17 protein-coding genes are annotated in these 15278 nt (G+C 57.4%); 10 read left to right on the forward strand and 7 right to left on the reverse strand.

Features of this window, described 5'->3' with window-relative positions; genetic code table 11:
- The first annotated feature begins 142 nt into the window (after positions 1-142).
- Complete coding sequence (gene recO / locus ACR0IY_RS16135) at positions 143-868, forward strand: DNA repair protein RecO (RefSeq protein WP_480675032.1); 726 nt, start codon at positions 143-145, stop codon at positions 866-868.
- On the opposite strand, the gene ACR0IY_RS16140 is transcribed toward recO, so the two are convergent.
- The 3 genes from ACR0IY_RS16140 to ACR0IY_RS16150 form a co-directional block, all read right to left on the reverse strand.
- A complete protein-coding gene (locus ACR0IY_RS16140; protein ID WP_480675034.1) occupies positions 852-1244 on the reverse strand; it encodes an META domain-containing protein in 393 nt (130 codons plus the stop codon). The two genes, recO and ACR0IY_RS16140, sit on opposite strands and share 17 nt — an antisense overlap.
- A gap of 50 nt (positions 1245-1294) precedes the next feature.
- Entirely contained in the window at positions 1295-1849 is a 555-nt protein-coding gene (locus tag ACR0IY_RS16145; RefSeq protein ID WP_480675036.1) for a hypothetical protein, read from the reverse strand.
- Between the two features lie 231 nt (positions 1850-2080).
- Positions 2081-3772, reverse strand: a complete 1692-nt coding sequence (locus ACR0IY_RS16150; protein ID WP_480675038.1) for an acyl-CoA dehydrogenase family protein — start codon at positions 3770-3772, stop codon at positions 2081-2083.
- A gap of 144 nt (positions 3773-3916) precedes the next feature.
- Here ACR0IY_RS16150 and ACR0IY_RS16155 point away from each other — a divergent pair, with 144 nt between their 5' ends.
- Positions 3917-4681 (forward strand): sulfite exporter TauE/SafE family protein, encoded by a 765-nt coding sequence (locus ACR0IY_RS16155; protein ID WP_480675040.1) that lies wholly within the window; start codon positions 3917-3919, stop codon positions 4679-4681.
- Here ACR0IY_RS16155 and ACR0IY_RS16160 read toward each other — a convergent pair.
- The 3 genes from ACR0IY_RS16160 to ACR0IY_RS16170 all read right to left on the reverse strand — a co-directional run bounded on the left by ACR0IY_RS16160 (position 4678) and on the right by ACR0IY_RS16170 (position 7502).
- The gene (locus ACR0IY_RS16160) at positions 4678-5220 is read right to left on the reverse strand and encodes a hypothetical protein (RefSeq protein ID WP_480675041.1); all 543 of its coding nucleotides are present in this window, start codon (positions 5218-5220) and stop codon (positions 4678-4680) included. The genes ACR0IY_RS16155 and ACR0IY_RS16160 overlap by 4 nt on opposite strands.
- A 33-nt stretch (positions 5221-5253) precedes the next feature.
- The gene (locus tag ACR0IY_RS16165) at positions 5254-5544 is read right to left on the reverse strand and encodes a hypothetical protein (RefSeq protein ID WP_480675043.1); all 291 of its coding nucleotides are present in this window, start codon (positions 5542-5544) and stop codon (positions 5254-5256) included.
- A gap of 359 nt (positions 5545-5903) precedes the next feature.
- Entirely contained in the window at positions 5904-7502 is a 1599-nt protein-coding gene (locus ACR0IY_RS16170; RefSeq protein ID WP_480675045.1) for a phosphoenolpyruvate carboxykinase, read from the reverse strand.
- 347 nt (positions 7503-7849) lie between these two features.
- Here ACR0IY_RS16170 and ACR0IY_RS16175 point away from each other — a divergent pair, with 347 nt between their 5' ends.
- Genes ACR0IY_RS16175 through ACR0IY_RS16205 form a run of 7 tightly spaced genes read left to right on the forward strand, consistent with a single transcriptional unit; the run spans position 7850 to position 13273 of the window.
- A complete protein-coding gene (locus ACR0IY_RS16175; protein WP_480675047.1) occupies positions 7850-8554 on the forward strand; it encodes a response regulator transcription factor in 705 nt (234 codons plus the stop codon).
- A 33-nt stretch (positions 8555-8587) separates the two neighbouring features.
- Positions 8588-10306 (forward strand): sensor histidine kinase, encoded by a 1719-nt coding sequence (locus tag ACR0IY_RS16180; RefSeq protein ID WP_480675049.1) that lies wholly within the window; start codon positions 8588-8590, stop codon positions 10304-10306.
- Positions 10307-10310: 4 nt separating this feature from the next.
- Positions 10311-10781: an HPr kinase/phosphorylase gene (locus tag ACR0IY_RS16185; RefSeq protein WP_480675051.1), complete on the forward strand. Its 471-nt coding sequence runs from the start codon at positions 10311-10313 to the stop codon at positions 10779-10781.
- On the forward strand, positions 10778-11659 hold the full coding sequence (gene rapZ, locus ACR0IY_RS16190) for an RNase adapter RapZ (RefSeq protein ID WP_480675066.1): 882 nt from the start codon (positions 10778-10780) through the stop codon (positions 11657-11659). The genes ACR0IY_RS16185 and rapZ overlap by 4 nt, the downstream gene beginning before the upstream one ends.
- On the forward strand, positions 11656-12063 hold the full coding sequence (locus ACR0IY_RS16195) for a PTS sugar transporter subunit IIA (RefSeq protein WP_480675053.1): 408 nt from the start codon (positions 11656-11658) through the stop codon (positions 12061-12063). The genes rapZ and ACR0IY_RS16195 overlap by 4 nt, the downstream gene beginning before the upstream one ends.
- 2 nt (positions 12064-12065) lie before the next feature.
- A complete protein-coding gene (locus ACR0IY_RS16200) occupies positions 12066-12335 on the forward strand; it encodes an HPr family phosphocarrier protein (RefSeq protein WP_170328297.1) in 270 nt (89 codons plus the stop codon).
- 38 nt (positions 12336-12373) lie between these two features.
- The gene (locus tag ACR0IY_RS16205) at positions 12374-13273 is read left to right on the forward strand and encodes a lysophospholipid acyltransferase family protein (RefSeq protein ID WP_480675055.1); all 900 of its coding nucleotides are present in this window, start codon (positions 12374-12376) and stop codon (positions 13271-13273) included.
- A gap of 54 nt (positions 13274-13327) precedes the next feature.
- Here ACR0IY_RS16205 and ACR0IY_RS16210 read toward each other — a convergent pair whose 3' ends face one another.
- Entirely contained in the window at positions 13328-14203 is an 876-nt protein-coding gene (locus ACR0IY_RS16210; RefSeq protein ID WP_480675057.1) for a 3-hydroxybutyryl-CoA dehydrogenase, read from the reverse strand.
- A gap of 161 nt (positions 14204-14364) precedes the next feature.
- Here ACR0IY_RS16210 and ACR0IY_RS16215 point away from each other — a divergent pair, with 161 nt between their 5' ends.
- On the forward strand, positions 14365-15186 hold the full coding sequence (locus ACR0IY_RS16215) for a DUF6473 family protein (RefSeq protein ID WP_480675059.1): 822 nt from the start codon (positions 14365-14367) through the stop codon (positions 15184-15186).
- The last annotated feature ends 92 nt before the right edge of the window (positions 15187-15278 follow it).

Raw genomic sequence — 15278 nt, forward strand, 5'->3', positions numbered from 1 at the left:
GTCCGCATAGCGGGCATTGAGTCGCACCTTCGAACCTCCCGGTAAACTCAACTGCTTTCAATAAACAGGCTTAAGGCTTGCAGATTGATGGTCAGCACGATCTGGTAGTGAAGGCGACTAAAATCACTAAAAGGATCCACACTTGGACTGGCGCGATCACGGCATACTTCTGAACTCCCGCCGCCACGGCGAGACAGCGGCGATCATTGAGGTCTTTACCGAAGGCCACGGGCGTCATGCTGGTGTCGTGCGTGGGGGGACCAGCCGCAAGATCGCTCCGATCCTGCAACCCGGCGCGCAGTTGTATGTTCTGTGGCGGGCGCGGCTTGAGGAGCATATCGGAACCTTTCAGGTCGAGCCTTTGCGCTCGCGTGCGGCGGCTGCGTTTTCGGGGCGTTTGGCGCTGGCTGGGTTGAATGCGGTGGTGTCGCTGCTGTCGTTTTGCCTGCCCGAACGGGAACCGCATCCGGGCATCTACAAACAGACCGAGCAATTGATGGACCTGCTGGGGCAGGACGATATCTGGCCGCTGGCCTATTTGCGATGGGAGCTGGCGCTGCTTGAGGAATTGGGTTTCGGCCTCGACCTGTCCGCTTGCGCGGTGACCGGGTCCGCCGAGGGGCTGGTTTATGTGTCGCCCAAGAGCGGTCGCGCAATCAGTGCAAAAGGGGCGGGGGAATGGGCGGACAAACTGTTGCCTCTGCCGCCGTGCTTGCGTGGCGAGGGGGCAGCGCCGGATGCGGAAATTGCCGAGGGTCTACATACGACGGGTTATTTTCTGGAAAACCATCTGGCCCGGTCGCTTGGGCACCATCCGCTGCCCGAGGCAAGGGCGCGGTTTGTGGATCAATTCATTCGACGGCTTTGAACACCATCTCATTCCCGTCCTCATTGCGCAGGATCAGTACATCGCCTGAAACTTCGGACTGGGTCATCGCCAAGAGTGCAGCGAAATAGAAACCTTCAGCTTCAAGCCCCACACAGGCCGCGCGGGTGGCAGTCAGGTCGGTGACTTCAAACCAAGGATAGGGGGCGTTCAGGCTGCCGCTGTAGCTATTGCAGGGGGCGTTGCCGTCGATCTTGCCCTCTTCGGGAAAGCGCAGCAGGGCGCTGGCTTCATAGGGTTGGCCGTCGATCTCCTGCAAAGCCCAAGTCTGATCCGCGGCGCCATATGCGGCAACGGATTCGTCCCTGTCGCACTGAAACAGAGCCAAAACCGGTAGTGCAAGGATCAGGCGTGTCATAACTGTCTCTTACCCTGTTCGAGAGTATTGGGGAACTGTCGGGGATCCGGTCAAAAGGGGTTCTCGCCGCTTATCAGTTCTTCCCGCACTTCGCTGCGAGGCCTCCAGTTGTACCTGGTATCCTCGCGAACCGGCGCCCAGAACAATGCACCGCTGTTGCGCCACGGATCAAGGATGATGCCGTCATACATCGAGTCGCCCTTGGCGCTGATCAGAGCCGAATGATGAATGATCCGAAACGCTGTCGGTGGAGAAGTTGCCCAATGCAGATCCAGCGTGCGAAAGTTTTCCTGCCGCAGGCGCGTCGTCATGGCCTGGGCCCAATCGTTGCACAGGCCCCGTTCCCGGAAACCGTTTATGATTTTTGTGTTATGAATGATGGCGGGATCGGTCACCTGCCATTCCCGTTTCAGCTGCTGGGAGTATGTATAGGCGATCGTAGCGGCCTCTTGCGCCTCGCGCGGGTCGACGTTGGGGCCGAGGGCTTGAATCGACCGCGCCAGTTCGTTGATGTCATCCTGAGTGGCGGTCGGATGGCTAGGCGTACAGCCGGCCAGCGCCAGTGCTGTGATCGTCGCCCAAAGTGCGAAAAAAACTCGGATCATTTTTGTGCTCATCAGTCCCCAGCCGGATGTGGTTCGCATCGTGCTCTACCGGGGTTCCGGGGGCAAGCAAAGGGGAAGTTTGCAGGGCAGTGGCCAAGGCGGCCATGTTGTGCCGGACCAGGCATTATTCAAGGAGAGTTTCCCAGCCTAAGGAAGGTTTTGGTTTCCTGTCCAAAAAAATGGCCCGGCGCAAGGCCGGGCTCAGGTGGGGAAACGGGGTGCCGATTCACATCAGCCCAGCAAACGCCGCGCAATGACTTGTGCCTGAATTTCGGCAGCCCCTTCGAAAATGTTGAGAATGCGTGCGTCACACAGAACGCGACTGATCTTGTATTCCAGCGCAAAGCCGTTGCCGCCATGAATCTGCAGCCCGTTATCCGCTGCAGCCCAAGCCACACGGGCGCCCAGCAGCTTGGCCATTCCGGCCTCAAGATCGCAGCGTTGGCCGTGATCCTTTTCCCAGGCCGAAAAATAGGTCAGCTGACGAGCGATCATGATCTCGACCGCCATCATGGCCAGTTTGCCGGACACGCGAGGAAAGTTGATCAGAGATTTGCCGAACTGCTTGCGTTCCTGTGCGTACTGCATGGCGATATCCAGCGCACTTTGCGCTACGCCAATGGCGCGGGCGGCGGTCTGGATACGGGCGGATTCGAAGGTCTCCATCAGCTGCTTAAAGCCTTTGCCTTCCTCGCCGCCCAGCAGGTTTTCGCCTTTGACTTTGAACCCGTCAAAGCCCAGTTCGTATTCTTTCATGCCGCGATAACCCAGAACCTCTATCTCGCCACCGGTCATGCCGGGGGTGGGAAATGGGTTTTCGTCGGTGCCGGGGGTTTTCTCGGCCAGAAACATAGACAGGCCACGGTGATCGGTTGTGTCCGGGTTGGTCCGCGCCAGAAGGGTCATCACATGTGTGCGTGCCGCGTGGGTGATCCATGTCTTGTTGCCGGTAATCTCATAATCGCCGTTTTCATCCTTGACGGCGCGGGTGCGCAGGCTGCCAAGGTCCGATCCGGTGTTGGGCTCGGTGAACACGGCGGTCGGCAGGATCTCGGCGCTGGCCAGCTTGGGCAGCCAGTTGGCTTTTTGCTCATCAGTGCCGCCAGCGATGATCAGCTCGGCAGCGATCTCAGAGCGGGTGCCCAACGAGCCGACGCCAATATAGCCGCGCGAAAGTTCCTCTGAGACCACGCACATCGAGGCTTTGGACAGACCGAACCCGCCAAACTCTTCGGGGATGGTCAGGCCGAAGACACCCATCTCGGCCAGTTCTTCGATGATTTCGATCGGGATCAGCTCGTCTTTCAGGTGCCAGTCATGGGCATTCGGCTCGACCTTTTCCTGCGCATATCGGCGGAACTGGTCGCGGATCATTTCAAGTTCTTCATCCAGACCGGATGCGCCAAACATAGTTGCGCCGGCCTGATCTCCCATCAAGGCCACCAGGCGAGTGCGGGCTGCCTGCGAGTTGGCTTGCGCCATTAATGTTTGGACTTCTGCGCTCTGGAACCCGGATAGCGCGTCCCAGCCCAGGCCCATGTCCTGAAGGCGCACAACTTCACCCTGGTTCATGGGGATGCCGCCAGCGACCTGATGCAGATATTCACCAAAGGCGATCTGGTGCAGCAGTTGCTCGATTTCACCGAACTTGCCGTCGGTCTTCAGCGCTTCGGCCCAGCGTTGCATCTGTTGCAGTGATTGATTGTATGTCGCCAGCCAGGACAAACCATGGGCGGCGGTCTGATTGGCCTCGATCAGCGCGCCAGAGACCCGCCCATCAGCGGTGACCATTGCGCGGACTGACTCGCGGGCGCGTTCAAAAACGGTTTCGACTGCGGGCAGGGCCGCACGGGTCAATGTCAGAAGGTCGGGCAAAACTGCGGATGTCGTCATCTGGGTCATATCCTGTCCGTCATGGGCCATGAATCAGTCCTTCTCTGGTGTCGCTCGGTCATATCATGCTGCATGTGCAGCGCAACAAAAATGCGAATTATGCGGCAAAAAAGTTCGAAAATTGCTTAAGCAATTTTGCAGTGCAGCGCGCGCCAAGAATGCTATCACTGGCATATGACTTTGTTTTCCTTGCTCACTCCGCAGGATATGCTGCTGGCTTTGCTCGTTGCCTTCATTGCGGGGTGCATCAAGGGTACGGTCGGTTTTGGAATGCCCATGGTTCTGGTTTCGGGGCTGAGCATGTTCCTGCCTCCCGATCTGGTGATAGCCGGGTTGATCCTGCCCACTCTGGTCACCAATGGCGTTCAGGCGCTGCGCGAAGGACTTCCGGCAGCGATGTCGTCGATCCGGCAATTCCGTGTTTTTTTGCTTGTGGGCCTGGTCTTTCTGATGGCCGGAGCTCAGGTCGTCAGCGCTGTTTCAGCTTCGACATTTCTGATGATGATCGGCCTGCCGGTCACGTTTTTTGCGCTGATTCAGATCCTGGGCGCGCAGGTGACACTGAGCAACCAGTCAGCGACGGTCGAGGCCGGAGTCGGCGCGGTTGCCGGGTTTGTAGGCGGCATGTCCGGCGTCTGGGGGCCGCCGACAGTGGCGTATCTGACAGCTTTGAACACCCCCAAGGCGGTGCAGATGCGGATTCAGGGGGTGATCTATGGGCTAGGTGCAGTGGCCCTGATGGTAGCGCATCTGGGGTCGGGTATCATGCGGGCCGAGACGGCACCGTTTTCAGCGTTTCTGATTGCACCAGCGATGGTTGGGATGTGGGTCGGATTTCTGTTGGGAGCCCGAATTGATCAAGCGTTGTTTCGCAAGGTAACGTTGCTGATCCTACTGATTGCAGGGCTGAACCTGTTGCGGCGCGGGATGATGGGTTAACTGCGGCTATCCAGAGCGCGCAGGGTGAAATACAGCCCCAGCATCAGGAAGAAGAGGCCAGAGATATCGCCGATCAGAAAGGCGATGTATTCGACACCGGCGCTGCCAAAGGCCATGTTTGTCAGTCCGGCGACGAGGAAGGACGTGACAACTCCAACCCCCATGACGCAGGACCAGCAGGGCTTGCGATCCGGTTTGGGGAACAAATCCCAACCCACCCATTTGCACAGGTAGAACACTGCAGGAACCGTAGTAACAGCGATGGCTATCGCCATCAGTCGGTTCGGAAGGAAAACGTCGCTGCCACCCAGATACGCGAATACAAGAAAGACGCCCGGCAGTAGTGCGAAGATCGCTCGCCACCCCAGCAACCACGCGGACAGAACCCGCACCCCATGCGGCAAAAACAGCAGGCTGGCCCGGCTGGGGTATTCAGGAAAGAACACATTCTGAAGTGGCATCAGAACCTCGAACGTAAGGAACGAAGCGACCACATAAGCCAATGAGGCAAAGAAGGTGTCAGAGACCCATCTGCGCACGGGGATCAGCCACCGCTACGCAGTTTAAAGGCATCACTTGGGGGCATGAACGATGTACCGACCCCGGTTAGCGCTGCCACTTTGCGACAGGTATCCCTTGTTCACCAACGATTTGAGCGCGCGGAAAAATGTCGGGCGTGAAACGCTTTGAACCAATGTGTGTTCGATCAATCCGAATGTGCGAACCTCCTGGTCGGATTTGGACAATTCCTCTGCCGCGTAATAAATGTCACGCTCAACCGGAGAGAGATGTTCCAGACCCAGCGTCCGCTCCATACTCTGCATCAATTTGCGTAGTTCAGTCAGTTTTGAGATTTCGGTCATATTCTACCCATCACTTAGTGCCAATTGCCGCTGATATGCGACCCATTCAGAATTACTGATTAGAGTGTATATTCAGTAAGTATCGTATTGACACACATCCCATTTGCATTCACTAGTTATCTGATTAGGTTGCTCAATTTGCTGATGTGAGAGTTTGCATGAGCCACCCAAAGGTCTTTTTACTTTGGCCCGGTGCGCAAGCGCCGGGCTTATTCGTTCAATGACCTCGTGAAATACCCCAATCAAGGGCAGCGGGCAACGCATTTGTAAGCGCATTCATCATTATGCAACCCTAAGAAGATTTGATCGCCGCGACTCTCCTGACGCAAAAGGGGGGCTGGTGCCCCCCCTCAATCCAGTTAGCCGATTGCGACGGCTTTGATGTCTTCGTCGATGAACGGCAGATACTGTTCAAAGTTCTCGGCGAACATCTGCACCAGTTTTTCCGCTTGTTTGTCAAACGCGGCTTGGTCGTCCCATGTGCGGCGTGGGTCCAGCAGAACCTCGGCCACGCCGGGCACCGACACGGGCACGTCGAAACCGAAATTGGCGTCCTTGCGGAACTCGGCATCGCGCAACGAACCTTCCAACGCGGCGGTCAGCAGCGCGCGAGTGGCCTTGATCGGCATCCGGCTGCCCACACCGTAGGCACCACCGGTCCAGCCGGTGTTGACCAGCCAGCAGGTCGCACCGTGCTGGGCAATCTTGTCCCGCAGCAGGTTGCCATAGGCCTCGGGGCGGCGCGGCATAAATGGAGCGCCGAAGCAAGTCGAGAAGGTCGGCTGTGGCTCGGTCACGCCACGTTCAGTCCCGGCCACTTTCGAGGTGAAGCCGGACAGGAAGTGGTACATCGCCTGCGCCGGGGTCAGCCGTGCGATCGGCGGCAGAACACCAAAGGCGTCACAGGTCAGCATGATGATATTTTTGGGGTGGCCGCCCAAGGCGCTGCTGGACGCGTTCGAGATATACTCGAGCGGATAGGCGCAACGCATGTTCGCAGTCAGCGAATCGTCGTCGAAATCCAGTTCCTTGGTTTCCGGGTCAAAGACCATGTTTTCGATCACGGTACCGAACTTGCTGGTCGTCGCGTAGATCTCGGGCTCGGCCTCGGCGTTCAGATTGATGGTCTTGGCATAGCAGCCGCCTTCGAAGTTGAAGGTGCCACGATCCGACCAGCCATGTTCGTCATCACCGATCAGCGTACGCGCCGGGTCGGCGGACAGAGTGGTTTTGCCAGTGCCGGACAGGCCGAAGAACACGGCCGTGTCGACCGGGTTGCCAACAGCGTGGTTGGCCGAGCAGTGCATCGGCATCACGCCTTTTTCGGGCAGCATGTAGTTCAGCAGGGTGAATACTGATTTCTTGTTCTCGCCCGCATACTCGGTGCCGCCGATCAGGATCAGCTTGCGGTCAAAGTTCAGCGCGATCACGGTTTCACTGCGGCAACCGTGCTTGGCTGGGTCTGCCTGGAAGCTGGGGCAGTTGATGACGGTGAAATCGGCGGTGAAGTCATCCAGATCCTCGCGATCCGGGCGGCGCAGCAGGTGGCGGATGAACAGATTGTGCCAGGCCAGCTCGGTGACCATGCGGACATTGATCGAATAGGCCGGGTCAGCACCACCGACGAGATCCTGAACGAAGTAGTCGCCGCCCTTCATATGCTCGAGCATGTCGGCATATAGCGCGTCGAACCCTTCGGGTGTCATCTCGGCGTTGTTTTCCCACCAGATCGTGTCGGCGACGCTGTCGGTTTTGACAACATGCTTATCTTTGGGCGAACGACCGGTGAACTTGCCGGTAGTGACCAGAAACGCACCGCCATTGCCCAGGGTGCCTTCGCCCCGCTTGAGCGCTTCTTCGATCAGCGCCGGTTCCATGAAGTTGTAATAGACATTGCCCAGACCCTCGATGCCCTGATCTTCGAGGCGGAATTGCGGGTTAACCCGTCCAGATGTCATGTGTGTCTTCTCCTGTGGCGGCGCGGTGGCAGTTGGGGCCAAATGCGCTCTTGGGGCATTTTGCCGGAAAGCCCGGCGGTCAGGCGCCTCTTATCACGGTCGTTTGGGGCATGAACAGGACGGTTTGGCGCAGTTAGCGCCACCAAGTTCAAGTTTAGCGCCACCAAGGTTTTTCTGATCAAAATCATAGCGCTTTTCGGCGCGGGTTAACGGCTTTTTTGCCGCATATGTGTGACAACAATCGCACGATTCGCAGATACGCATTGATTCGCGGCCATAAAAACGCCAAAAATGCCCTACTAATAAGCAGAATATTGCATGAGTGAGCAGGAATAGGGGTAATCCCGATGTCAAAGATTGCACTGGTGGACGACGACAGAAACATTCTGACGTCCGTTTCCATGACTCTCGAAGCCGAAGGGTTTGAGGTCGAAACTTATAACGATGGGCAGGCTGCCCTGGATGCATTCAACAAGAAATTGCCGGATATGGCCGTGCTGGATATCAAGATGCCCCGCATGGACGGCATGGATCTGTTGCAGCGGCTGCGGCAGAAAACCCAGATGCCGGTTATCTTTCTGACCTCGAAGGATGATGAAATCGACGAGGTGTTGGGCCTGCGGATGGGTGCGGACGACTATGTCAAAAAGCCTTTTTCCCAGCGACTGCTCGTGGAACGCATCCGTGCGCTGTTGCGTCGTCAGGAAGCGACTGAAGGCGATGTTGCAAGTGCCAACACTGGCGACACCAAGGTGATGGAGCGGGGCGATCTGCGAATGGATCCACTGCGCCACGCGGTCAGCTGGAAAGGGTCGGATGTCTCGCTGACCGTGACCGAGTTTCTGTTGCTTCAGGCGCTGGCGCAGCGTCCAGGTTTTGTCAAAAGCCGGGATCAGTTGATGGATGTCGCGTATGACGATCAGGTCTACGTGGATGACCGCACCATCGATAGCCATATCAAACGCCTGCGCAAGAAGATGCGCGCAGCCGACCCTGAGTTTTCAGCTATCGAAACGCTGTACGGTATCGGATACCGGTACAACGAAGAATAAGCGTGGCCGCTTAGTAAGGGGTAGACGGGTCTCGTGCGCGATACGGAACAAGCCAGCGAAATGCGGGACGGTGATGTCGTTCTGGGGGATGACTGGGTTATCCCACAGGATCCCGATTCGGCCGAGTTGCGTGCATCGCGCCGTCGTCGCAATCTGTTTTCGCTCCGCGGATCGCCGCTGGCGCGGAAGATTATCACCTTCAATCTGATTGCGCTTGTGATCCTTGTCACGGGATTGCTGTACCTGGACGATTCCCGCGACGAGCAAGTCCAACAGACGGCGCGCAATCTGTCTGGTGACGCGCAGCTGGTCAGCAACGTTTTCGAGGCTCAGTTGCGTCAAAACCAGTCAGGTGTCACCGGAGATGCCTCGACGCTGGATGTGAAAGATACTTTGGCTGGCCTAAGCCTTCCGGCGGGAGGAGAGGTTTTTGTCTATGACGCAGGCGGGACGCTGATCGGCTGGACACGCGGCGCGCCGACTTCGGATCAGATGCCGGTCCTTCTCAGGTCCGACGCGGATGTTCAGACGGGCAGTACACTGATAAGCGACGCGCTTAATGCGGTTTGGACCGGGTTGTCCCGCGTCTTTACGGGCTCCGGAGGGGGCGATTCTCCGACGCTCGCGCAACGGGTTCAAGGGATCATTCCGACGGCTTTGGAAGGCCGGATGCACGTTCAGGCCGTACAGGACGACCTGGGGCAGACGGTCATCGTCGCGGCAGCGCCGATCGTTCTGGGTGGAAAACCGGTTGGCGCGGTGGCAATGGCCGGGCCTCCTGGCGAAATCGACGCACTGGCCCGGCGCGAGCAGGAGCGCATTCTGCAAATGTTCGTTGTTGCCTTGTTGGTATCCATCGGCCTCAGCCTTGTCCTTGCTTCGACCATCGCCAACCCTCTTGCCGATCTGGCTGCCGCTGCCGAGATGGGCAAGGACCGAGGTGCCGGTGTCAATCCAGGACGCATCCGTATTCCCGATCTCAGCGCGCGACCGGATGAAATCGGGCGACTCAGCCGCGCACTTCGCGGAATGGTGACCGCGCTTTACAACCGCATAGACGCCAATGAACAATTTGCGGCCGATGTGTCGCACGAAATCAAGAACCCGCTGGCCAGCTTGCAATCGGCAGTTGGCACTTTGCGCATGGTCAAACGCGACGACCAGCGCGAAAAGCTGCTGGGCGTGATCGAACATGACGTTCGGCGGCTGGACCGTCTGGTCAGTGATATATCCAACGCCTCCCGACTGGACGCTGAACTGGTCAAGGAAGAAGAGCAACCCTTCGACCTGCTAAAGCTTCTGGACAATATCGGCCAATATCTGGGCGAAGATGCCCGCGCCAAAGGTATCGACTATATCACCGATCTGCCGCATCAGCCGATTATTGTGAACGGGCTTGAGGCGCGTCTGGCGCAGGTTTTTGTCAATCTGATCACCAACGCGATTTCATTCTGTGAAGAACATGATGCGATCCGCGTCTGGGTGCGGCGTCGGGAAAACCGTGTTCTGATCGTTGTTGAAGATACTGGTCCCGGTATCCCGGAGCAGGCCCTGACCAAAGTATTCAAGCGGTTTTATTCACAACGACCCGAAGAGCATTTTGGCAACAATTCGGGCCTTGGGTTGGCGATCTCAAAACAAATTGTCGAGGCGCACGGTGGTGTGATCTGGGCTGAGAACATTCGTCCAACCGAGGCGGATATCACCTCGGACCCGCAGGGCGCGCGGTTTGTTGTGGGGCTGCCTGTGTAAGAGCATGAGTGGTCAAGCGCTCTCAGATATTCGATATCAGGAATCGGCCATCCTACACGCCAGCTGCGTTGCGATTGATGGACGTGGCGTCCTTATCGTGGGGCCTTCGGGTGCGGGTAAATCCGGGTTGGCGTTGCAGATGATGGCCGTTGGGGCGGTGCTGGTCGCTGATGACCGGGTGAATATTCAAATGGTCGAGGGGCAAGCCGTTGCCGACGCTGCACCAAACATTCGGGGGCTGATCGAGGCGCGGGGTATCGGCCTGTTGCGCGCTGCGTCCGCAGGGCCTACCCCGATCAGCCATGTTGTGGATCTGGACCAAACCGAACCAGCGCGGCTACCGAACCCGATTACAACCGTTGTGCTGAAGCAAACTGTTCCCTTGCTGCGGGCGGCGGATATCCCCAACTTGGCCGCAGCACTTTTACAACTCATGAAAATGGGGCGCGTGGACCCGGAATGGCCCAAGACATGACAATGCAACAGCGTATCGTTCTGGTGACTGGCCCCTCAGGCGCAGGTCGCTCGACGGCGATCCGTGTGCTGGAAGACTTGGGCTTTGAGGCCATCGACAACCTGCCGATGGGTCTGTTGATGCGCCTGTTGGAAGCCCCCCAAGGTGACCGCCCGATGGCGCTGGGCATCGATGCCCGAAATCGGGACTTTTCAACAACCGGCTTCCTTGAGTTGGCAGTGCGGTTGCGCCACATGGAGCAGGTCGAACTGACCACTCTGTATCTGGATTGCAGTGATGAAGTGTTGCTGCGGCGCTTCTCGGAAACCCGTCGGCGGCACCCGGTGGCGGTCGATGCGAGCCCCGAAACCGGTGTGCGGCAGGAAAAAGAACTGCTGTCCCCTATCCGCGAGATCGCCGACATTCTGATCGATACGACTTCGCTGAACGTTCACCAGTTGCGTGAAGAGGTTGAGCGCTGGTTTGCGCCTCAGGGCGGGCGGCATCTGGCTGTTTCTATCGAGTCATTTTCATACAAACGCGGTCTGCCGCGGGGATTGGACATGGTGTTCGACTGCCGGTTTCTGGCCAATCCATACTGGCGCCCCGAATTGCGGGCGGAAGATGGTCGAAACCCGGATGTGGCACACTATGTTCAGTCGGATATGAACTACGCGCCGTTTTTTGACCGGGTGGTTGATCTTCTGAAGCTGTTGCTGCCGACCTTCCGGGCCGAGGGCAAAGCGCACTTGTCGGTGGCCTTTGGCTGTACCGGAGGGCAACACAGATCCGTGGCCATGGCCGAGGCGGTCGCAAAAGCCCTTGCAGAGGAGGGGCAGCAAGTGGCAATTAGACACCGCGAAATGGAACGTCGATCGTTGAATGTGAGGCCGGATTGATCGGGATTGTACTCGTAGCACATGGCGGGCTGGCCAAAGAGTATTTGGCGGCGGTGCAGCATGTGGTCGGAAAGCAACCCGGCCTGGTCGCGATTTCGATCGAGGCTGACCATGATCGCGAGGCGAAGCAGTCAGAAATCTGTGCTGCTGCCGACAGTGTCGATGTCGGGGACGGGGTAGTTGTCGTGACGGATCTGTTTGGCGGCAGTCCCTCGAATCTGAGTCTGCGCGCCTGCGCCCCTCAGGATCGCCGCATCCTTTACGGTGCAAACCTGCCTATGTTGATCAAACTGGCCAAATCCCGCCACTTGCCCATCGCAGATGCGGTGCGGCAGGCAATGGAGGCTGGACGCAAATATATCAATGCGCAAAATGTGACATTAGAAGAAGACCGGGCTGATTGAGAATGACCAACCGTAGCTTGAAAATCATTAATGAAAAGGGTCTGCACGCGCGTGCCTCGGCCAAGTTGGTTGAGGTGGTCGAGGGCTTCGACGCGCAGGCCGAGGTATCAAAAGACGGATTTTCTGCGTCAGGTGACAGTATCATGGGCCTTTTGATGTTGGCAGCCTCCCGCGGAACGACTATTGACGTCGAGACGTCCGGACCGGATGCTGAGGCGTTGGCCGATGCTTTGGAAACCCTGGTGAACGACAAGTTCGGGGAAGGGTTCTGACCATATCGGCCACGCGATGAAAACGGGAAGACCAGGAATTGGCGGAAACAACGCACGAGACCAAGACAGGCCCGGTGGTTGATGGGACAACGGATCAGGGCGAAATCTACGATCGTAGAACCCTGACCTACGCGAACTCGTTTGACGACGCCTGGACCTCGACCGCCATTCGCGCCATCGAATGGTGCACAGGCAAGCTGACCATTTTGCGTATGGTCAACAAGTTTGAGAAAAAGAACGAATACTATCGTGGCCAGCGATTCTGGGGCGGCGCGCTTGAGGTTATGGGTATCGACCTGACCACCCCCAAGGAACAGATTGCCCGTATTCCGAAAGAGGGCCCCGTGGTCGTCGTGGCAAATCATCCGCACGGCATGGTCGATGGCATGATCTTGGCAGAGCTTATCGGACAGGTGCGCAGCGATTACCGTATCCTGACGCGCTCGGTGCTGACAGGTTTGGATGAGGCTGCGACGTCCTTCATGATCCCGGTTCCGTTCCCTCACGATCCCGAAGCGCAGACCAAAATGCTGGAGATGCGCGGCAAGGCGATGGAGCATCTGAAGAATGGCGGCGTCGTGGCCCTGTTCCCGTCGGGTGTTGTGATGTCATCGGACGACTGGTTTGGCCCGGCAATTGAACAGGAATGGAACGTGTTTACCGCCAAGATGATTCGCCGCTCTGGCGCTCGGGTGGTACCGATTTTCTTCCCTGGCAGGAACTCTCGCGCGTATCAGATCGCCAATAAATTGTCGCCAATCCTGCGACAGGGACTGCTCCTGCATGAGATCGTTCGTTCCTGCAACAAGCCGCAATCACCTGTGATTGGCGATCCGATCTCTGACGAGGATATGCAATTGCTCGAACGCGATCCGCGCGGCTTTATGGCATGGCTCAGAAAGCACACGATGGCATTGGGCGGAACGTTCAAACGTTAATTCGCCTTTTCACCTGGCTAGAAATATCCGGGGCGTGGGGGGCTGGCCCCCACATTACCGCGTCGGGACCGGTACTTCGCCCCGGTAGTCATAGAACCCCCGTTGGGTTTTGCGCCCGAGCCAACCGGCTTCAACATACTTGGTCAGCAGCGGGCAGGGCCGGTACTTGGTATCTGCAAGCCCTTCGTGCAGCACGTTCATGATCGCAAGACAGGTATCCAATCCAATGAAATCCGCCAATTCCAGCGGCCCCATCGGATGGTTCGCGCCAAGTTTCATCGACTGGTCGATGGATTGCACACTGCCTACGCCTTCATACAGAGTGTAGACCGCCTCATTGATCATCGGCATCAGAATTCGGTTCACGATGAAGGCAGGGAAATCCTCGGCGCTGGCCGCCGTCTTGCCCAGACGATCAACGACGCCTTTACAAGCACTGAACGTCGGTTCGTCGGTGGCGATACCACGGATAAGCTCGACCAGTTGCATGACCGGCACCGGGTTCATGAAGTGGAAGCCCATAAAGCGTTCGGGCCGGTCGGTGCGGCTGGCCAGCCGTGTGATAGAAATCGACGATGTGTTCGACGTCAGAATCGTGTGAGGCTGAAGATGTGGCTGCAGGTCTTCAAAAATCGCCTGTTTGATTGCCTCGCGTTCAGTTGCGGCTTCGATCACCAAGTCCGTCTGACCAAGTTCCGGTAATTTAAGCGTGGTTTTTATCCGCTTTAGCGCCGCCTGCATGGCGTCGTCCGTGATTTTTCCACGCGATGCCTGACGCGCCATATTGCCCTCGATCGTCGCGACAGCAGCGTCCAGTGCGTCCTGGCTCACATCGTTCAGTAGAACGTCATATTCCGCTAGTGCCAGAACGTGGGCAATGCCGTTACCCATTTGACCTGCGCCGATAACTCCGACTGATTTTACATCCATGTTCTGGTGCCTCTATGCAAAGGATTACGGCGACAATATCGACAGAACGGTAGAAGCGGCAAGGGGATCAGGCGCATCGAATTTGCTTCAAATGCGCGCATTAGGATTTTCTCAAGACATGCGGCTGCAAGATGGCAGTCGGGTGAAAATAGGTGAGTGTTATGAGCTATCATCAAACAGGCTCGGCGGGGGCCGGGCAAGCCGTGTGCAACTATGGTAATTCACGTCTTTGGTTTCGTGGGCCAGAACGGTCTTTGGACACGGCTTACGTGGCTTGCGCGGGCGGGGACGAGACGTTCGGACGGTTTGTTGAAAGACCTTTTGCGACAATTCTCGAAAACAGGTTGGATCGGCGCTGTCTGAACTTTGGCAGCCTGTTTTGCGGGGTTGAAGCGTTGTGCAGCGATGAAGGGCTGTTCACCCTGTTGAACGCGGCTGAACTGTGCGTTCTAGAAGCGCCGGGCGTGCTGGGTCAATCGAATCACTTTTACCGCGTCCACCCTCGGCGCAATGACCGGGTTTTGGCACCAACGCCGGATTTGATCGATCTGTATCCCGAAATCGATTTTGCCGATGTTCATTTCGTGGGCCACCTGATGAGCCTTTTGCAGGCCCATCGCGATGCCCGTTTCGAAGCCGTGGCCGAGGAGCTTCGCCGTAGCTGGGTTTTCAGAATGAGTGGGCTGCTCAGCAGATTGGAAATCCCGGTCGTACTTTTGGGCTTGCGGGTTTTGCATCAAAACGACGGCGAAGATCGGGGCTGGAAAGAGACGGTCGCGGTATCACAGGAGATGCTGGCAGCTCTGCGCCCGTTCAGCGCAGATTGCGTTGAGGTGACGGCCCACGTGTCAGGTCATTCCAATGAACTTGAAGACATGCTGTTCGGAACGCTTCAACAGCCTATGACAGAACATATGATTGGCCCGGCTGCGCACAAATCTATTGCGGAAGCATTGATTGGACCGATCCGAAACCTCCACTAAAAAAGGCCCGCGCGTTGGCGGGCCTTTTTTTGGAGTTTGTTGGAAAACCGGTTGTTGTGATCAGCCGAGTTTCTCGGTCAGTTCTGGGACGG

The organism is Ruegeria sp. BC1 (assembly GCF_056539305.1).

Coding starts and splice junctions, on each gene's coding strand:
- ACR0IY_RS16140 (WP_480675034.1), bottom strand. CDS start 1,244: ATGACACGCCTGATCCTTGCACTACCGGTTTTGGCTCTGTTTCAGTGC.
- ACR0IY_RS16145 (WP_480675036.1), bottom strand. CDS start 1,849: ATGATCCGAGTTTTTTTCGCACTTTGGGCGACGATCACAGCACTGGCG.
- ACR0IY_RS16150 (WP_480675038.1), bottom strand. CDS start 3,772: ATGGCCCATGACGGACAGGATATGACCCAGATGACGACATCCGCAGTT.
- ACR0IY_RS16155 (WP_480675040.1), top strand. CDS start 3,917: ATGACTTTGTTTTCCTTGCTCACTCCGCAGGATATGCTGCTGGCTTTG.
- ACR0IY_RS16165 (WP_480675043.1), bottom strand. CDS start 5,544: ATGACCGAAATCTCAAAACTGACTGAACTACGCAAATTGATGCAGAGT.
- ACR0IY_RS16170 (WP_480675045.1), bottom strand. CDS start 7,502: ATGACATCTGGACGGGTTAACCCGCAATTCCGCCTCGAAGATCAGGGC.
- ACR0IY_RS16175 (WP_480675047.1), top strand. CDS start 7,850: ATGTCAAAGATTGCACTGGTGGACGACGACAGAAACATTCTGACGTCC.
- ACR0IY_RS16185 (WP_480675051.1), top strand. CDS start 10,311: ATGAGTGGTCAAGCGCTCTCAGATATTCGATATCAGGAATCGGCCATC.
- rapZ (WP_480675066.1), top strand. CDS start 10,778: ATGACAATGCAACAGCGTATCGTTCTGGTGACTGGCCCCTCAGGCGCA.
- ACR0IY_RS16200 (WP_170328297.1), top strand. CDS start 12,066: ATGACCAACCGTAGCTTGAAAATCATTAATGAAAAGGGTCTGCACGCG.
- ACR0IY_RS16210 (WP_480675057.1), bottom strand. CDS start 14,203: ATGGATGTAAAATCAGTCGGAGTTATCGGCGCAGGTCAAATGGGTAAC.
- ACR0IY_RS16215 (WP_480675059.1), top strand. CDS start 14,365: ATGAGCTATCATCAAACAGGCTCGGCGGGGGCCGGGCAAGCCGTGTGC.